Consider the following 17,631-nt stretch of genomic DNA (forward strand, 5'->3'; position numbering starts at 1 on the left):
GTAGTCCGGTTCGCCGGGACTGGTCCCCGGCGGGCGCTGTCCGGTTTTGTCTCGTTCGCTCCCGTTGCCGGTGCCTTACGCTCGCCGGATGCTGGACGCAATCGGGGTGACTGGGGAGGAAGAGCGGGTCTACCGGCTCCTCGTGGGGATGTTCGACGCCGGACCGCGGCAGGTGGCCGAGCAGCTGGGGCTGAGCGCGGCGCAGGTGTCGGCGATCCTGCGTTCGCTGCACGCCAAGGGGCTGGTCAGCCTGGTCGCCGGGGACGAGCCGCGGTACGCGCCGTCGCCGCCGGACGTCGCGTTCGGGCCGTTGCTGATGCGCGGGCAGGAATCCCTGGAATGGGCGCGCACCGCGGTGAGCCGGATGGCCGAGGAGTACCGCGGCGGTGCGCGACGGCGGGACGCGACGCAGCTGGTCGAGGTGATCACCGGGAGCGCGGCGATCCGGCAGCAGCTGACGAACATCCAGGTCGGCGCCCGGCACGAGCTGCTGTGGTTCTGCCGGGCCGGGCACATCGCGATGGCGTCGGGCGAGAACGCCGACGAGTACGACGCGCTGGCTCGCGGCGTGCGGTACCGGGTCGTCTACGAGCGGGCGATGCTGGAAGAGCCCGGCATGATCGAGAACGTCGCGCACGGGATCCGGCACGGCGAGGAGGCGCGGTCGTCCACCGTGGTTCCGGTGCGGCTGGCGATCGCCGACGGCACCATCGCGTTGTGCCCGCTGGTGCAGAATCTCGACGGCTCCGGCGAACCGACCGCCGCGTTGATCCGGGAGAGCAGTCTGCTGGCCGCGCTGATCGCGTTGTTCGAAAGCTATTGGGAACGCGCGTGGCCGCTGCGCGCGGACGGGACTCCGCAGGACGCTCCCGGCGGCGCCGGTCCGGACCGCGACGAGCTGCACCTGCTGTCGCTGCTGGTCGCCGGGGTGACCGACAAGGCGATCGCGACGCGGCTCGCGGTGAGCCAGCGGACCGTGCAGCGGCGGATCCACGACCTGATGACCCGGATGAACGTGCAGACCCGGATGCAGCTGGCGTGGGAGGTCAGCAGGCAGGGCTGGCTCGACGAGCCTGCGGCAGCCGGATAACCGCGGGGGGTTATCCGGCTGCCTCTTTCTCAGGAGAGCCCGTAGGCGCGAAGCACCGTCTGCTGCACCGCGTTCCCGTCTCCGTCGGATCCGTGCACGCGCAGCGCGACGAACCCGTTGGTGCGGTCCAGCCGCGGATGGTCGACCACGGCGCGGAAGCGGCCGCCGCCGAGGCTGTCCATCCGCTTGACGTTCGTCCACGTGCGACCGTCGTCATAGGACACTTCGACGGTCAGCCGCGGATTCTTCGGCGCGGCCATGCCGTCCTGGTTGCGGACGGTGAACTCGACCGGCAGCGAACGCCCGGCGCGGGTCTGCTGCGCCAGATCGGTCTGCACGCCGTAATCCACCTGCAGCAACGGAAGCAGGTCCGTTTTGCCTTCAGCGGGCCGCTTCGATTCGAAGGTCCACGACGTTTCGGTGTGCGTGCCGTAGGCCCAGTCCGGAGTGGACTTGGTCAGCGCCAGGTCGAGCCGGTACTTCGCCGGGTCCGCCGAAGCGGGGAACTTGCCCCACGCCGCCGGGCCTTCCTTGACGAGTTTTCCGTCCTGGTAAAGCTTCGCGCTCACCTGGTCCGGTTGCTCATCGCCCAATTCCGCTTCGGAGAACGCGTAGTGCGAGGTTTCCGGATCGGCGAACTCCGGGATGCGGAAGGCGAAAGTGTCGCCGGTGCGCGAGGTTTCCAGTCCGGCTCCGCGCGGGATCGCCGGGCGGACCACCGGCGCGTACCAGTTTTCCGTCGTCCGTTGCCCAGGGCTCAGCGTATGCGGCTGTTCGAGCATGCCGACCCCCAGCGGCTGGAAAGTGTCCCAGCTGAGCTTGTTGTTCACCCGGTGCTGCCAGATCGTCTCGTCGGTCGAAACGATTTCCTGGCGGGCGGTTCCGGTGTGCGCGTACCGCTGATACTGGTTGATCGCGGTCTTTTCCCACGGCCGCCAGCCGAACCGCTGCTCGGAAAGCCATTCGTCCTTGCCGGTCGCGTGGTAATTCGCGGTGACCGTCGCGGTGTTGCGCTCGCTGACCTGGTAGACGATCTTGTCCGGAATCTGGTCGTGCGTCACCTGCATGATGTCGTACAGGTACGGGCTCACCGGCGTGCCGTGCAGGAGCATGCTCGTGAAACCGAATTTCGCCCGGTCGGCCAGTTTCATGCCCTGTTCGTTCGTGACCCGCACGGCGGGAATCGGCAACCGCTTGCCTCGCGGCTGCCAGTGCGCGTACGTGTGCTCGTCGGGCAGGCTGACGACCATCACCATCGCGGCGCCCGCGGCGGCGGCCAGCTTCGCCGCCTCTTCCGGGTTGGTGCCGTCCTTCGCGGGGGTCACCACCGCGATTTTCCCGCGTGCCTTGGCGTATTGCTCCGGTTTGTTCGCGTCGACCGGGACGACGTCGAGCCATTTCATCCCGGAAATCGTCGGGGACGAGGCGTAGTAGAACAGTTCGGTCTTGATGCCGAGCCACGGCAACGTGGTCGCGGTCAGCATCGGCGCGGTGAGTTGCCACCGGGAGCCGAATTCGAAGGTTCCGTTCTTCACCTTCTGCGTCGGCGTCACGTAGATGTGCCGAACGCCGGGGAATTCCATGACGTAGTTCGAGATCTTGCGGGAGCCGAATTCGCGGTGCGCGTAGCTGCTGATGATGTTTTCCAGCGTCGACGGCCGCGGCGTCTTGATCTCGACCGGCACCGCGTTCCGCGCGTCCAGCACCAGGTTCAGGTCCTTGGTGATGGTGAACTCGGGCTTGAGCACGATCGCGAGTTCCTCGTCCGGAGCCAGTCCGGTGTGGAACATCCCGCGGGCGTAGTAGGTGCCCTCCGGGAGTTCGGTGACGAACGGGTGGTCGCTTTGGATGGTCCGGACGATGTCGTACCGCATGTCGTCGCCGAAGAGCTGGAGATCCATCGGGTACGCCTTGCCGTCGCGCCCGATGCCGGTGATGCTCACCTTGTGCTTCGGCGGTTCCTTCACCAGGCCGACCGTCGTGTGCACGGCGCCGACGAGAACGCTGCCGGTGTAGTTGCCGGGCACCAGCGCGGCCGAGTCGACGGTGATCGCGACTGTCGCGGTCCCGTTGGCCGGAACCTCCACAGTGGACTTGTCGAGCTTCACCGCGTCGCCAGGAGTGGCCCCGTCACCGCGGCGCAGGTCGAGCTTCGGCGTGAGAGTGACCGGCGCGGAAGTCGTGTTGGTGTAAGTGATTTCCTTGCGCACCGGACCGCTGTCGTTGGTGACCGGGCCGAGGTTCAGCGTGCCGGTCGCGAAGACTCCAGGACGCACCGCCGCGGCCGCGACGTCCACTCGTCCGCCGCCCTGCTGGAACGCGTTCAGTCCCGCGGAAGGCTTCGACGTGCTGGCCAAGCCGTCCTTGAGCTGCTGAGCGGTCCATTGTGGATACCGCTGCGCCAGAATCGCCGCCGCGCCAGCGACATGCGGAGTCGCCATCGACGTGCCGGACGCCGCGGTGTAGTACTGATCCACCACCTCGCCGAGCGAAGTGCCGGCCGCGCGCGCCGCGACAATTCCCACGCCGGGCGCGGTGATGTCCGGCTTCACGGCCTGGTCGCCCTGCCGCGGGCCCATGCTGGAGAACGGGGCCAGCTCGTCCTTGCGGTCCACCGCGCCGACGGTCAGCGCGGAATCCGCGGTGCCGGGCGTGCCGATGGTCGACGCGCCTTCCTGTCCGTCGTTGCCCGCGGCGACCACGAACAGCGCGCCAGTGCGGGCGGTGAGTTCGTTGAGGCCGACGCTGAGGTCGTCGGTGCCGTCGGTCGCGCCGCCGCCGAGGCTCATGTTGATCACCTTGGCGCCGGAGTTCGCGGCCCACTCCATCCCTTGCAGGACTTCGGAAGACGAGGCCGTGCCGTCGTCGCCGAGCACCTTGCCGACGTACAGTTTCGCGCCGGGTGCCGCGCCCTTGCGCGTGCCGCCCGCGGCCGCGCCGGTGCCCGCGATGGTCGCCGCGACGTGCGTGCCGTGGCCGAACCGGTCGACGACGTCCGGGCTGGTCGAGAAGTTGGCCGACTTGGCGACCTTGCCCGCGAGGTCCGGGTGGTTGGGGTCGTAGCCGGTGTCGAGCACGGCGACCGCGACGCCGGATCCGTCGAATCCGGCCGCCCACGCCTCCGGCGCCCCGATCTGCGGGACACTGCGGTCGAGCGACGCGTGCACCTTGCGGTCCAGCGTAATCCGTTCCACCGCACCGGAAGCCGCGTGCGGACCGGTGAAGGACTTCCAGAACTCCCCGGCGCGCTTCTTGTCTTCCCGCATCGCACGGCCGTTCACGCTGGGCAGTTCGGCGCCCTGCGTGGTGGCGGCGAGCGCCGGCGCGGCAGCGATCGAGACGCCCTTCGCGTAGTGCGCGATCATCGGCACCGTCGGGCTCGACTCGTCGGCGTACCCCTGCGCGATCAGGTCGGTGACGTTGAACAGGGCTTTGTCGAGGCGCTTGTCCGCGACGAGCGATACCGCGTCGGCCGGGATGACCTGCAGTTTTCCGTCCACTTCGGACTGCGTGAAGCGGATGTTCTCCCGCCCCTTGCCCGGCCGGACCGTCGCGATCTGCCTGCCGCCTTGGACGCTTTCGACTTGCACGACGTCACCGGTGAGCAAGGTGACCGTGTGCCGTTCACCGGGACCAGGCGCCGGTGAACCGCTCGCGGGCTCGGCCGCCGCGGGCGCCGCGTGGCCGAGTGCCGCGACCAGTGCGCCCGTGCAGCCGAGAGTGATGGCTCGTGATCTCCACGTCATCGCACAAGATTCGGGGCGAGCCGGGGTTCACGTCACTACCTCGCGGTGTCGCCGTTGCGACATGTCGCAACTGGGACAGCGCCTGGTTAGCCAGCCACCGTCGCGTAATACGCCATTAGGCGGTCAGCCAGTTCGTCCGGACGGCTCAGCAGCGCGAGATGGGAGCCGGCCATCTCGTCCGCGTCCACTCCCAGCCGCTCGCGCGCGACCCGACGCAGCAGATCCGCGGCGAAGAACCGGTCGTCGCGGAACAGCAAGACCTTCGTCGGCACGTCCGGCAGCCGCTCGCCCGGCCACGGAACGCTGTACTCGGCGCTGTTCTGATCCCGTCCGCGCCGCTCGTTTTCCTCCGCCAGCTCGGCCGGGACGTCTGCCATGAACTGCTCGGTGACGCTCAACCCCTCGGTCGATTCGAAGCCGACGTTGCCCCACCACTCCCCCGGAGCTTCGCCCGGCGCGGGCACCATCCCGGCGACGAACACGAGAAGCCGCGCGCCGACCCGCTCCGCCACAAGCGGCGCGGTGAACCCGCCGTAGGAATGGCCGACCACGACGACGTCCTGCGCGTCGCCGATCGCCGAGACGACGGTGTCGGTGAACTCGGTCAGCGTCGCTTGCGGGTTCTCGATGGGCAGGTCCGGTGCCACGACCTCGTGGCCGGACGCCTCGAGCCGCGCGGCGACCAGGTGCCAGTCCCAGCCGCTGCCGCCGCCCCCGTGGATCAGTGCGAAGGTCGCCATAGGGCCCAGCTTGTCACGCTGGGCAGCGCTTCAGCATGTCCTGCAGCGCGTTCTTCTCCATGTCGGTGATCGTCAGCCCGTAGTAGTGCTTCACCGTGACCCAGTCGGTCGCGTAGGTGCACCAGAACGACACCAGCGGCGGCTTCCACTCGTCCGGAGCCTTGTCGCTCTTCTGCCGGTTCACGCTCGCCGTCACCGCGAACAGCTGCGGCCGGGTGAGGTCGTTCGCGAACTGCTCGCGCTTCTCCTGCGTCCAGTCGCGCGCGCCGCTCACCCAGGCCTGGCCGAGCGGGACCATGTGGTCGATGTCGAGCTGGGTCGCCTTGGTCCAGGTCTGGCCGTCGTACACGCTGAGCCAGGTGCCCGACGTCGGCTTGCAGTCGCTGCCCGCCTTGACGTCCTTGCCCGCGCGCTTGAGGACGGCCTCGCGGGTGTCGCAGTTGTCGCCCTGGCTGTCCCAGTGCTTGAACTTGTCGCGCGAATAGCCGGTCATGGTGCCGCGCGCGCCGATCTTCAGCTCGGACAGCTGCTTCGTCGCGTCCGCGGCGGACGCGGGCGCCGCCTCGGACTGGGTGTTGCCGACTTCTCGCTGGCCGTACCAAAACCCGACGACAGCGATGAGCAGCACGACCGCGAGCAGCACGGTGCGCTTGGTGGGGAACGGCCGGGCCATGGTGCGCGGGATCCTCTCGGGCGGGGACTTCGGGGAGCCGGAGTATGCCTGTCGCCGGGCCGGTAATCGCGCAGACACTCTCGGCAGCGCTCGAGCCGTGGCAAGGACCACGTCGGGCCAGTTGTTGCCGGTCAACGAAAAAGCCCAGATCAGCGGGGGTGGATAACGCTCGCGAAGGTGTCACGCGGGCGCGTCGCGAAACGATTGACTTGAGTGGGGAGCCGGAAAGGAGCGGGTGCGAGATGCCCGGGCGGCTGCGGAAGTGGAACACACGAGTCGATGACTACCTGCGCCGGAAGGCGGCGGAGGGCGGCAACGTCGTAGCGATGACGCGGGTCGCTGCTGACCTGCGCGAACGCGGCGATGCGGCGGAAGCCGAGGAGTGGTACCGGCGGGCCGCGAACGGCGGCGACCGGATCGCCATGACCGCGCTGGCCCATCTGCTCGCCGAACGCGGCGCCGACGAAGAAGCCGCCCGCTGGTACCACGAAGCCGCGCAGGCCGGCGAACCGCACGGGATGGTCGGATACGCCCGCACCTGCGAAAACCAGGGTCGTCTCGGCGACGCCGAGCACTGGTACGCCGCCGCGTTCCAAGCCGGCGCGACGGAGGCGGCCGGACTGCTGGGCCACCTGCTGGTCCAAGACGGCCGGTACTCCGACGCCGAGGGCTGGTGCCGCGCGGCCGCCGAGGACGGCGACGCGACCGCGATGCTGGACCTCGGCGCTGTCCTGCGAGAACTCGGCGCACTCGAGGAAATGGCGCACTGGTGGCGAGCCGCGGCGGACGCGGGCGACCTCTCCGCGACCTGCTTGCTGGGCCGGGAAGCGGAACGCGCCAACCGGGAGGGCGACGCCGAGCGATGGTTCCGGCGCGGCGCGAAAGGCGGGCACGTCGAGGCGAAGGTGCGGCTGGGGCTGCTGCTGCACCGCCGGGGCGACCTCGAAGAAGCGGAGACCTGGTACCTCGAAGCCGCCGAGGCGGGCGACGCGGCGGCGATGACCAACCTCGGCGTCCTCGCCCGCAATCGCCGCGACGACGGCGAGGCCGCGGCCTGGTACCGCAAGGCCGCCGAGCACGGCAGCATCCCCGCGCTCACCAACCTTGGCCATCTCGCCGAGGCCCGCAGCGACCTGGCACAGGCCGAACGCTGCTTCCGGGTCGCCGCGGAAACCGGCGACGTCCAGGGCATGCTGAGCCTGACCCGGATGCTGCGCGCCCGCGGCGCGACCGCCGAGGCCGACCATTGGCAGGCCCTCGCCGCCGACCGTCCACAGTAGACGCTTTCTCGGGGTCGATCTCCGGGAACTTCCCCGATGTTCCCCGGCGCCGGCGCGGCTAGCGTCGATCGGGTGTTCCGACGCGTGCTTCTCGCCATCCTCGCCGGTATCGCGGTGTTCCTGGTGCCGTGGACCGTCTACCTCGGGCTGACCCTGCCCGAGCACTTCGACACGAGCCAGTGGCGGGTCGCTTGGGTCGGCTTCGACATCGTCCTGCTGTTGTGTTTCGCCGCCTCCGTGCTGCTCGGGATGCGCCGCAGCCGCGCCTCGGTGCCGATGCTGGCCGCGACCGCCGCGCTGCTGTGCTGCGACGCCTGGTTCGACGTCGTTCTCGACTGGGGCGGCCCCGACCAGTGGGCCAGCATCGGCACCGCGTTGCTGGCGGAGGTGCCGATCGCGGTGTTCCTGATGCTGCGCGCGCGTGCTCTGCTCGCCGGGAACGCGCGACCGCGCCCACTGACCATGCGCGACATCGCCGTGCACACGAACCCGAACTACCAGCGGTTGCTCCGGCTGCTCCCCGCCACCTCGGCCGAACTGCGCGCGCAAATCCCGTCGATCGACGTCCCGGCCGCGCTGCTGACCCTCACCCACGCCGGATACACGCGCCGCGCCCGCGATGGCCGCTGGCGCTCCGTCCCGCAGAGCACGAACGAAGCCAGGCCGGAGGACTTCCCCGAGGAGGACCGGCCGAAGCTGGCCGCCTACCTGGACGCGAAGTACGACCGCGAGGTGCGCCTGATGGCTTGGGCCGCCGAACGCCGCGACACCTTCGACGGCTGGACCGCCGGGAGCCGCGCCGGCATCCGGCTGAGCCACAAGGACTTGAAGGAGTTCGAGGCGGAGTACCTGGAACTGGTGCACCGCTACGCCGCGCGCAAACCCGGTCCGTCCGACGAGGCGCGTGATCTGGCCGTGCGGTTCTACGCTTTCCCGGAGCCGAAACCCGCTGAGCTGGCGTAGGTTGCGAAGCATGATCCATCACGTGCAGGTCGCCTGCCCAGCGGGCGCGGAGGACGACGAACGCGCGTTCTACACCGGTGTGCTCGGCTGGCCGGAACTGCCGAAACCGCCGCTGCTGGCGGCACGCGGCGGCTGCTGGTTCCAGGTGCCCGGCGTCGGCGGGCCGGACGGCGAACTGCACGTCGGCGTCGAGGCGGACTTCCGTCCGGCGCTCAAGGCGCACCCGGCGTTCGTGGTCGACGTGGATACGGTCGCCGCCGCGATCGAAGCCTCCGGCCGGTCCGTGACGTGGGCCGATCCCGCGGAAATCCCCGGCAGGCGGCGGTTCCACACCTTCGATGCGGTCGGCAACCGGCTGGAGTTCCTCGAGGGCTGAGCCGCTTACAGTGGGAGGATGAGCCAGGAGGCGGAAGAAGCCGAGCAGCGGATCACGCGACGATTGCGCGAACTTCGCCTGGAACGCGGCCTCACCTTGGACAAGGTCGCCGCCGCCGCGGACCTCACGCCGGGCTACCTGTCCCGGGTCGAGAGCGGCCAGCGGGTGCCCAGCCTCGGCACGCTGGTGGTTCTCGCGCGGGCGCTGGACGTCAGCGTCGCCGATCTCGTCGCCGCTGAAGAACGCCGCTCGCCGATCGTCAAGCGCGAGGACGCCGTCACGTACGGCACTCGCGGCGCTTCCATGACCCACCTGTCCCCGCCGTCGTCCGCTCTTGAGGCGACGCTTGTGACGCTGCGGGGCAAGTCCGTCCCGCCTCGTCCGACCCAGCACCGCGGCGAAGAGTGGCTGCACGTCGTCAGCGGTCAGCTCGAACTGACCCTGGCCGGCGAAACCCATCTCCTGACCGCCGGTGACTCCGCGCAGTTCCCGGGCAGCACCGACCACACCCTGCGCGGCGCGCCGGACGCGGAAGTCCTTGTCGTGATCGCTTGACTCCCGTTGTGCCTCCGAGGCACCCTAGTTGCCATACAGGCAACATTGGGAGATGCTGATGACCGACGCCCCGGTAGCCGAACTCGACCTCGACACCCTGCCCGAACGCCTGGATTCCGTTGCCGCCGAACGCGCGCACCGCAAACGCCAGCTCGCCGTCGCCTTCCGGTTGTTCGCCCGGTACGGCTTCGACGAGGGCATCGCCGGGCACCTCACCGCACGCGACCCCGAGTTCCCGAACCGGTTCTGGGTCAACCCGTACGCGGTGCACTTCTCCCGGATCAAGGTCAGCGACCTGCTTCTCCTTGACGAGAACGGAAAAGTGGTCGAGGGAACGCGGCGCACGAACAAAGCCGCCTTCGCCATCCACTCGACCATCCACGAAGCCCGCGAGGACGTCGTCGCCGTCGCGCACGCGCACACGATCCACGGGCGCGCCTGGTCGGCGTTGAATCGTCCGCTGGATCCGATTGTCCAGGAATCCTGTGCGTTCTACGAAAACCACGTGCTTTTCGACGAGTACAAAGGACTGGTCCTGGAACGCGACGAGGGCGTGCGCATCGCCGCCCGGCTCGGCTCGAAACGCGCGGCGATCCTTCGCCACCACGGATTGCTGACCGTCGGCCGAAGCGTCGGCGAGGCGGCGTGGTGGTTCATCACGATGGAACGCGCCTGCCAGATGCAACTCCTCGCCGAAGCCGCCGGTACGCCTCGCGTGATGACCGCCGACGAAGCCACCCTCGCCGCCCGGCAATTCGGCAGCGCGAACCTGGCGCGCAACAATTTCCGCCTGCTGGAGGACCTGATCGTCGAGGAGGAACCCGACGTGCTGGACTGACGAGGCTCAGTCGCCGACCGCGTCCCGCCCGCGCTTCACGATCAGCGGATCCGGTTCCCCGACGATATTTTCGTCCTTGCCCTCATACTCGAAGCGGGACAGGAAGTAGCGCATCGCGTTGATCCGCGCGCGTTTCTTGTCGTTGCTCTTGATCGTGATCCACGGCGCGAGATCGTTGTCCGTGCGGAGGAACATCGCCTCCTTGGCCGCGGTGTAGTAGTCCCATTTGTCGAGCGACCGCAGGTCCATCGGGGACAGTTTCCACTGCCGCACCGGGTCGACCTGCCGGATGATGAACCGGGTGCGCTGTTCGGCCCGAGTCACCGAAAACCAGAACTTCGTGACCGTGATCCCGCTCTCCACCAGCATTTCCTCGAACAGCGGCACCTGGCGCATGAACTGCTCGTACTGATCGGGCGAGCAAAACCCCATCACCTGCTCGACCCCGGCCCGGTTGTACCAGGACCGATCGAACAACACCATCTCGCCCGCGGTCGGCAAATGCTGAACGTAGCGCTGGAAGTACCACTGATGCGCTTCCCGGTCACTGGGTTTGGCGAGCGCGACGGTACGAGCGTGGCGCGGGTTGAGGTGCTCCATGAACCGCTTGATGGTGCCGCCCTTGCCCGCGGCGTCGCGCCCCTCGAAGAGAATGACGTGCCGGCCGCCGGTCTCGCTGATCGAGTTCTGCAGCTTGAGCACAAGGACGGCCACCGGGTTGCGACGCTGACCTTCGCTCCGCACCGACCGGTCGGCCTCCTCCAAGGCGACAACGTCGGTCCGTGGTTCACTCGGCAGGCAGCAGCGGCGACTCGCTCCGCGTTGCCGTTCGCGGCCGGCCGGACAGGTTTGATCCGTTGGTCTCGCGCAAGGCGAACGTGCACAGCAGCGAGAGCACTGCGGTGCCGACCATGTACCACGCCACGGCCATGACGCCGCCGGTGCGGTCCAGTAGCCAGGTGGCGATGATCGGCGCGAGCGCGCTGCTCGCCAGCGTGCCGAGGGTGTAGCCGAACGAGATGCCCGAATACCGGATCTTCGTCTCGAAGACCTCGGCGTAGAAGGCGGCGAGTGGACCGAACGCGGCCGAGAAACCGGTGCAGATCAACAGGTAACCGACGGTGGCGAGCAGGAACGAACCGGTGCCGAGCAGCCAGAACCAGGGAAACGCCAGCAGACCCATCGCCACCGTCCCCGCGGCGAAGACCGGCTTGCGGCCGATGCGGTCGGAAAGAGCGCCGAAGAGCGGCAGGGTGACGAAGGTGAGGGCCATCGCCGCCAGCACGATCCACAGCATCGAGTTCCGGCTGAAACCGACCTGCTGGGCACCGTAGCTAAGGCCGAACACCGTGGTCAGATAGAACGTGACCCCGATCGAGAGGTAGGCACCGCCGGTCAGCAGGACCTGTTTCGGATACTGCCGAACCACGACCGCGATCGGCAGCTTGACCACGTTTTCCTTGTCCTTCAGGCGGTCGAAGGTCGGGCTTTCGCCGAGCTTAAGCCGCACGACCAGTCCGGCGAGGACGAATACGCCGCCGATCAGGAACGGCACCCGCCAGCCCCAGGACAGGAAGCTCTCGGGCGACATCGCACCGAAGGCGAGGAACACCGCGTTGCCGAGCATGAGCCCCGCCGGCACCCCCATTTGCACCCAGCTCCCGTAGTAGCCGCGGCGGTGGGACGGCGCGTGTTCGACCGTCATCAGCACCGCGCCGCCGTACTCACCGCCGAGCGAGAGGCCCTGGACGAACCGCAGCGTGACGAGGGTGATCGGGGCGGCCACCCCGATCGTCCCGTAGCTGGGCAACACGCCGACGGCGAAGGTCGTGGTCCCCATGATGCTCAGGGTCAGCACCAGCATGGACTTGCGGCCGATCCGGTCGCCGAAGTGTCCGAACAGGACTCCGCCGATCGGCCGCGCGACGAATGCCGCGGAGAACGTCGCGAACGACAACAACGTGCCGACCACGGCGTCGAACTGAGGAAAAAACATTTTGTTGAAGACGAGTCCGGCCGCAGTGCCGTAGATGAAGAAATCATACCATTCCACGGTGGTACCGACAGCGCTGGCAAATCCTGCTTTTCCGCTGCGCGAGATCAGGGACATCGGTGTTCCTTTTCGACGGAGGGTTTCCGAAAGCGTCTTCGCGGCGGGTGCCCGGTGGCACCTCCACCTGGAGAGGTCAAAAGGCGCCGGGAAAAGTCGCACAGGTCGTCAGTGCCGCGGCGGGCGCGGGACCGGAATGGATCCAGAGGCCGGTCTGACGGAACCACGCACAGGCGGCGGCGTCCGGCTGCGCGCCAATGGCGAGCACGCGGCGCAACGACGAGTTCCGCAGGCCACGCACACCCGTTGCCGCGAGCTCCGCATAGGACGCCCCAGGAGCGGACATCGTGGTTACCGAAAACCGCTCCACCAGGTCGCGGACCCGGATGGGGGCACCACCGGTTTCGTCGACCAGGATCGCCGCCCCCGCCGACCACGGCTCGATCAAGCCGAGCAGGACGCCGGTGGCCGTATGCCGTGGAGCCAGACTCAAGTGCAGGTCGTCGTGGTTCCGATCCAGCCACGCCAGGCCGAGTTCGTCCGCCAGCCGCCCGAGATCGGCGTTGCTGTAGGTCTCGTCGCCGGTCAGCAGAACCGGGCCGGCCGCGGGTTCCGGTTCGCGGTCCGGCTCCGCCAGGAACATCATGGCCCCGTAGTTCAGCGCTTCGGCGTGCGGCAGGCCGCCAACGCAGACCACGTGCCGCACCCCGCCGGCCCGCCGCAGCGCCAGCGCGGGTTCGAGGCGTGCCTCGTCGACCACCACCACCGCCGCTCCGGCGCATCGCAACCGGTCGCCGTCCGGCTCGCCGCCCGGCATCGGCGCGAACGGAACTCCGGCCCGGATCGTCCCGGCAGCGACCTCCCACCATTCGGGCACCGGCGGCAGCAGTACCGCGACCGACTCGCCCCTCGCGAGTCCGAGGTCGCCCAGCAGGGAGGCGAACCGGGCGGCACTGCCGGCAAAATGAGAGTACGGCAGCATGCGATGGTGCCCGGCCCGATCCACCCAGACCATCGCCGGCCTGCTCCCGTGTTTTCCCCAGTAATCCAGGAACGCACCCAAGACGAAACACCTCACCGAATTCATGACAGTACGGCGACTCGCGAAAATCGCCGGGAAAACGGAACTGGCCGGCCGGGAAACGCGAACCGGCTAGAGCAGCTTGAGCTCGTGCGCCTTGGCGATGGCCTCGACCCGGTTCCGCGCATTCAGTTTCTGCATCGCGGTCTGCAGGTACGTCTTCACGGTATTCCGGGCGAGTGCGAGCTGATCGGCGATCTCCGGATTGCTGTGTCCCATCGCGGCGAGTCGGAGCACCTCGTACTCGCGCCTGGTGAGGCCGACCCGGAACAGCAGTTCCGGGGTCGCGGAGGCGTGCCGGCCGGCCAGCCGGGGATCGACGACCCGGACCCCGCGGGCCACCCGCCGCACCGCCGTGGCGAAGTCTCCGCCGGTGATGTCCTTGACCAGGCAGCCGTCCGCGCCCGCCTCGATCAGCACTTCGATCGCGCCGTGGTCGGCGAACGCGGTGAACAGCAGGATCCGCACGCGCGGGGCGACCCGCCGCAACCGGGTGACCAGCTCGGGCGCCGGCATGTCCGGCAGGCGCAGGTCCAGCAGGACCACGTCGGCGGCGACCTCCTGCGCGACCTTGATCGCTTCGTGCCCCGTGCTCGCGCCGCCCACCACGGTGATCGCCGGATCCTCGGCGGCGAGCAGTTCGACCCCGCCGCGGACCACCGGGTGGTCGTCCACCACGAGCACCCGGACGTCGGTGTGCTCACACATCGCCGGTCCCCTCGGCCCCGCAGGGCACCCAGGCCCGCACCGTCGTGCCGCCGTCTTCGTTGCCGACAACCGACACGCCGCCGCCCACCCGTTCCATCCGGCGCACGGACAACGGCAGGCCGAGGTGGCCAGCCTTGGCCAGGTCACCGGTGGCCCAGCCGTGCCCGTCATCGGCGACCACGACGGTGAGCCGCCCGCCCGCCACCACGACGCTCACGACCACGGTGGAAGCCTGGGCGTGCTTTTCGACGTTGACCAGCGCCTCGCGCACGACGCTGGTCAGCGCCTCGGTCCGCCCCGGTGCCAGCTCCGGGATCTCCGCGAGCGCCACGAACGAGGCCGTCAGGCCGGTCCGCTCCTCGAAGGCTTCGCAGTCCTCCTGGACGGCCACCGCGAGCCGGCGCGCCGGCGGCTGTTCGTTGAGCCGGGCCAGCGAGCTGCGCAGCAGCGCGCTCACCGACGTGACCTGCCGTTCCACCTCGTCGAGCCGGTCCCGGATCCGGTCTAGGTCGTTCATCGCCCGCAGGGTGCGGAGCTCGGCGCCGATGCGGAAGAGCACCGGGCTGACCGAGTCGTGCAGGTCGGCCGCCATCCGCCGCCGCTCGGCGTCCAGCGCAACGCCCGTCTGCAGCTTCGCCCGCTCGGAACTGACCAGGGTCATCGAAGCGGCGGCCGCCACCTCCTCCACCCGCGCGATGACCTGGTCGCCGAAGGACGCCTGGTCGCGGATGCCGACGTACACGGCACCGAGCACTTCCCCGTCATAGATCATGGGGACGGCCAGCATGGCACCGAGACCCTCCCGCGCGACCAGCTCGTCGAAGTCGTGGGTGATCGCGTCCGACGTGCGGTAGTCGCGCACCCAGACCGGCCGCCGTTCGGCGATGCTCTTGCCGCCCAGCCCGACGCCCTCGGGCACGACGAGCCGGTGCAGGGCGGTGCTCATCGTGCCCTGCCAGCTCCGGTGCACCAGCCTGCGCCCCGGCTCGAGCCTGCCGACCAGGGACATGTCGAACTCCCCGAGCGCCCGGATGCGCCGAGCCACCGACTTCATCGCGAGCGAGCCGTCCGACAGGACCAGCAACTCGGGATGCCGCGAGGCGAGTTGCTCCAGGAGAGCTTCCACGGCGGTTTCCGGCGCATCCGTCATCGCGATCTCTCCTGGTCCACGTGTGATCATGATAACCGGGGTTACTGTGCCGATCATTACTAATCCGACCACAGCCACGGCCGAATGGCTTTCGTAGCAACGGTTACGTGCCGCGGTCGGGGTCGGCCTACTTCTGGTCGGATTAGTAGCTACAGCTCTGCCGGTTCGAGCACGCCCCGCAGCGCCAGCAGGCTCTCTAGCAGGAAGTAGTCGCCCCAGACCAGCTCCGCGTCGGTAGCGACCCCGCGGCGAGGGTCGAAACAGCCGCCGGTCAGCATGCCCGGCCGGCGGTGGTCCTCCGCGCCGGTGGGCGTGACGAGCGCGGTCAGGGTGTCCACCATCGCCGCGGCGTGTTCCCGGTACCACGGGCGGTCCGGTAGAACCGCGGCCAGCTTGAGCAGTGCGGCCGCGGCGATGGCGGTGGCGGAGGTGTCCCGCGGCTCGTCCGGTCCGGCACTGAAATCCCAGGGGGCGACGCGGTCGGCGGGCAGCCGGTCGAGCCACCAGTCCGCGGCCGTCGTCGCCGGCCCGGTGAACTCGGGACCCACCCAGCGGGCGGCCTGGGCGAAGCCGAGCATCGCCCAGGCCTGGGCGCGGGCCCAGGTGCTGTCGTCGGAGCGTCCCTTGTGGGTGTAGCGCCGCAGCAGGGTGCCGTCCCATTGGTCGAACGCGGCGGACTGGCACACGGAGCCGTCGTCGCGCAGGCAGTACTCGACGTGACGCCGCGCGTGCGCGCGGGCCATGTCCGCCAGCTCCGGCCGGTCCGTCTCCCGCGCGGCCCAGGCGAGCAGCGCGACCGTGCCGGGCACGGCGTCGATGTTCGCGGCACCGGCCCCGACCGCGTCGGACTCTTCGGCCTGGCTGCCGAGCGGGATCAGCCCCGCGTCGTGGTTGAAGCTCGACGCGAGCCCCCGCGCACCGGCGAGCGCCGCCGCGCGCGCGGGTTCGCTCTTCCCGGTCAGGTGTGCCACCCCGGCGCCGTAGAAGAACAGGAACCCGCGGAACGCCGTGTCCGAGCTCGCCCGGGCGGTGAGCCGCTCGGCGACGTCGTCGGCCAGCCGCGCGTACCGCCGCGCACCGGAGTCGGCGGCCGCCAGCGCGAGCAGGCCGCCCCAGAAGCCGCCGGTCCAGAAGCCGTCCGCACTGCGGGTCCACTCGCCCGTGTCCGTGTCGGCGTAGTTCGGGAAGCCCGGCGCCACGTCGGCCGCGGTCCCGTCGATCCGCAGCAGCATCCGCTGCGAGGCCTCCTCCCACCGCCCGCTCACGACCCGTCTCCGCTCACCAGCACCGGCTTGAGCGTCCGGCCCGCGCGCATGTCCGCCAGCGCCTCGTTGGCCCGTTCCAGCGGATAGGCCGTGACCAGCCGCTCCAGGTCGAAGCGCGCGGCGAGATCGGGCAGCGACAGCACGTAGTCCAGGTGGTTGCGAGGCGAGAACGCCCAGCTGCCGAGCACCCGCAACTGCTTGCGGGTGATGTGGTGCGGGTTGAGCATCGTCGGCCCGTGGTCGGTGTACTGGCCGACCACCAGGTACGTGCCGCCGCGCCGGGTCATGTCCATGCCCTCGGCGACCGCGGCCGGCACCCCGGTCGCCTCGATCACGAGGTCCGCGCCACGTCCGTCCGGCGTCTCCGCCAGCACCTTCGCGAGCCGGGCCTCCTGGTCGGTCTCGGTGAAGATGTCGAGGTGGACGTCGCCGACGCCGATCTCCCGCGCGACTTCGAGCCGGTTGGCCGGCCCGCCGACGATGATCACCTTGCTCGCGCCGGCGACGGCGGCGAACATGGCCGCCGCCATGCCGACCGGCCCGCTGCCCTGGACCACCACGACATCGCCTTCGCGGGGCTTGGCGATGTCCAGCACCCCGTGCACGACGGTCGGGCCCGCGCAACCGAGCGCGATCACCTGCTGCGGCCGGATGCCCTCGGGCAGCTTGACGATGGTGGAGCCGGGCTGCAGGTAGATCTGCTCCGCCCAGCCGCCGGACAGGTGCGGGGGCTCGGCGCAGCTCTGGTTGATGCCGTAGACCTTGCGGGTCTCGCACAGCGACGGCTCGCCCGAGGTCGTGCAGTGGAAGCAGGTGCCGCACGGGATGTTCGACGCCCAGGACACCAGGTCGCCTTCGCGCAGGGGCGCGCCGGTGGCGTCGGCCGACACCCCTTCGCCCAGCTCGCGGACCCGGCCGACCGCTTCGTGGCCGAGCACGACCGGCAGCGGGATCGCCATCCGGCCCTGCTGGAGGTGCATGTCGGTGCCGCAGACACCGGCGTGGGTGACGTCGGCCACCACCGCGCCCGGTCCGGGCCGCACCCCGGGGAACCGGGTGATCGCCAGGTCGGCACCGAACTCCTTCAGCACCATGGCCTTGCGCTCGTTCATCGGG

General features: G+C 69.6%; 16 protein-coding genes. 6 read left to right on the forward strand and 10 right to left on the reverse strand.

The window, feature by feature from the left end:
* The first annotated feature begins 88 nt into the window (after positions 1 to 88).
* Complete coding sequence (locus EIZ45_RS24875) at positions 89 to 1,090, forward strand: LuxR family transcriptional regulator (protein WP_037807267.1); 1,002 nt, start codon at positions 89 to 91, stop codon at positions 1,088 to 1,090.
* A gap of 29 nt (positions 1,091 to 1,119) precedes the next feature.
* Here EIZ45_RS24875 and EIZ45_RS24880 read toward each other — a convergent pair whose 3' ends face one another.
* The 3 genes from EIZ45_RS24880 to EIZ45_RS24890 form a co-directional block, all read right to left on the reverse strand.
* Positions 1,120 to 4,836, reverse strand: coding sequence for a S8 family serine peptidase (locus EIZ45_RS24880; RefSeq protein WP_134663870.1), 3,717 nt, complete (start codon positions 4,834 to 4,836; stop codon positions 1,120 to 1,122).
* 86 nt (positions 4,837 to 4,922) lie between these two features.
* A complete protein-coding gene (locus EIZ45_RS24885; protein WP_134663872.1) occupies positions 4,923 to 5,576 on the reverse strand; it encodes an alpha/beta fold hydrolase in 654 nt (217 codons plus the stop codon).
* A gap of 13 nt (positions 5,577 to 5,589) precedes the next feature.
* Positions 5,590 to 6,249, reverse strand: coding sequence for an HNH endonuclease family protein (locus EIZ45_RS24890; protein ID WP_134663874.1), 660 nt, complete (start codon positions 6,247 to 6,249; stop codon positions 5,590 to 5,592).
* A 242-nt stretch (positions 6,250 to 6,491) separates the two neighbouring features.
* Here EIZ45_RS24890 and EIZ45_RS24895 point away from each other — a divergent pair, with 242 nt between their 5' ends.
* The 5 genes from EIZ45_RS24895 (at position 6,492) to EIZ45_RS24915 (ending at position 10,261) form a co-directional block, all read left to right on the forward strand.
* Entirely contained in the window at positions 6,492 to 7,529 is a 1,038-nt protein-coding gene (locus EIZ45_RS24895; protein WP_134663876.1) for a tetratricopeptide repeat protein, read from the forward strand.
* Between the two features lie 72 nt (positions 7,530 to 7,601).
* Complete coding sequence (locus EIZ45_RS24900; RefSeq protein ID WP_240690689.1) at positions 7,602 to 8,492, forward strand: hypothetical protein; 891 nt, start codon at positions 7,602 to 7,604, stop codon at positions 8,490 to 8,492.
* Positions 8,493 to 8,502: 10 nt separating this feature from the next.
* Positions 8,503 to 8,868, forward strand: a complete 366-nt coding sequence (locus tag EIZ45_RS24905) for a glyoxalase (protein WP_043837717.1) — start codon at positions 8,503 to 8,505, stop codon at positions 8,866 to 8,868.
* Between the two features lie 18 nt (positions 8,869 to 8,886).
* Positions 8,887 to 9,423 (forward strand): helix-turn-helix domain-containing protein, encoded by a 537-nt coding sequence (locus tag EIZ45_RS24910; RefSeq protein WP_134663880.1) that lies wholly within the window; start codon positions 8,887 to 8,889, stop codon positions 9,421 to 9,423.
* Between the two features lie 58 nt (positions 9,424 to 9,481).
* Entirely contained in the window at positions 9,482 to 10,261 is a 780-nt protein-coding gene (locus tag EIZ45_RS24915; RefSeq protein ID WP_134663882.1) for a class II aldolase/adducin family protein, read from the forward strand.
* Positions 10,262 to 10,267: 6 nt separating this feature from the next.
* Here EIZ45_RS24915 and ppk2 read toward each other — a convergent pair whose 3' ends face one another.
* The 7 genes from ppk2 to EIZ45_RS24950 all read right to left on the reverse strand — a co-directional run bounded on the left by ppk2 (position 10,268) and on the right by EIZ45_RS24950 (position 17,627).
* Positions 10,268 to 11,005: a polyphosphate kinase 2 gene (ppk2, locus tag EIZ45_RS24920; RefSeq protein ID WP_240690690.1), complete on the reverse strand. Its 738-nt coding sequence runs from the start codon at positions 11,003 to 11,005 to the stop codon at positions 10,268 to 10,270.
* Between the two features lie 43 nt (positions 11,006 to 11,048).
* Positions 11,049 to 12,371, reverse strand: coding sequence for an MFS transporter (locus EIZ45_RS24925; protein WP_134663884.1), 1,323 nt, complete (start codon positions 12,369 to 12,371; stop codon positions 11,049 to 11,051).
* 76 nt (positions 12,372 to 12,447) lie between these two features.
* Positions 12,448 to 13,398: an AMP-binding protein gene (locus tag EIZ45_RS24930; protein WP_134663886.1), complete on the reverse strand. Its 951-nt coding sequence runs from the start codon at positions 13,396 to 13,398 to the stop codon at positions 12,448 to 12,450.
* 66 nt (positions 13,399 to 13,464) lie between these two features.
* Positions 13,465 to 14,100, reverse strand: coding sequence for a response regulator transcription factor (locus EIZ45_RS24935; protein ID WP_134663888.1), 636 nt, complete (start codon positions 14,098 to 14,100; stop codon positions 13,465 to 13,467).
* Positions 14,093 to 15,250 (reverse strand): GAF domain-containing sensor histidine kinase, encoded by a 1,158-nt coding sequence (locus tag EIZ45_RS24940; protein WP_134663890.1) that lies wholly within the window; start codon positions 15,248 to 15,250, stop codon positions 14,093 to 14,095. The genes EIZ45_RS24935 and EIZ45_RS24940 overlap by 8 nt, the downstream gene beginning before the upstream one ends.
* Before the next feature lie 149 nt (positions 15,251 to 15,399).
* Positions 15,400 to 16,515 carry a glycoside hydrolase family 88 protein gene (locus tag EIZ45_RS24945; RefSeq protein WP_240690692.1) on the reverse strand — a complete coding sequence of 372 codons (1,116 nt, stop codon included), beginning with the start codon at positions 16,513 to 16,515 and terminating at the stop codon, positions 15,400 to 15,402.
* Positions 16,512 to 17,627: a zinc-binding dehydrogenase gene (locus tag EIZ45_RS24950; RefSeq protein WP_134663892.1), complete on the reverse strand. Its 1,116-nt coding sequence runs from the start codon at positions 17,625 to 17,627 to the stop codon at positions 16,512 to 16,514. The genes EIZ45_RS24945 and EIZ45_RS24950 overlap by 4 nt, the downstream gene beginning before the upstream one ends.
* Positions 17,628 to 17,631 lie beyond the last annotated feature (4 nt).

This window comes from Amycolatopsis sp. CFH S0740, assembly GCF_004522315.1.
Lineage (GTDB): Bacteria > Actinomycetota > Actinomycetes > Mycobacteriales > Pseudonocardiaceae > Amycolatopsis > Amycolatopsis nivea.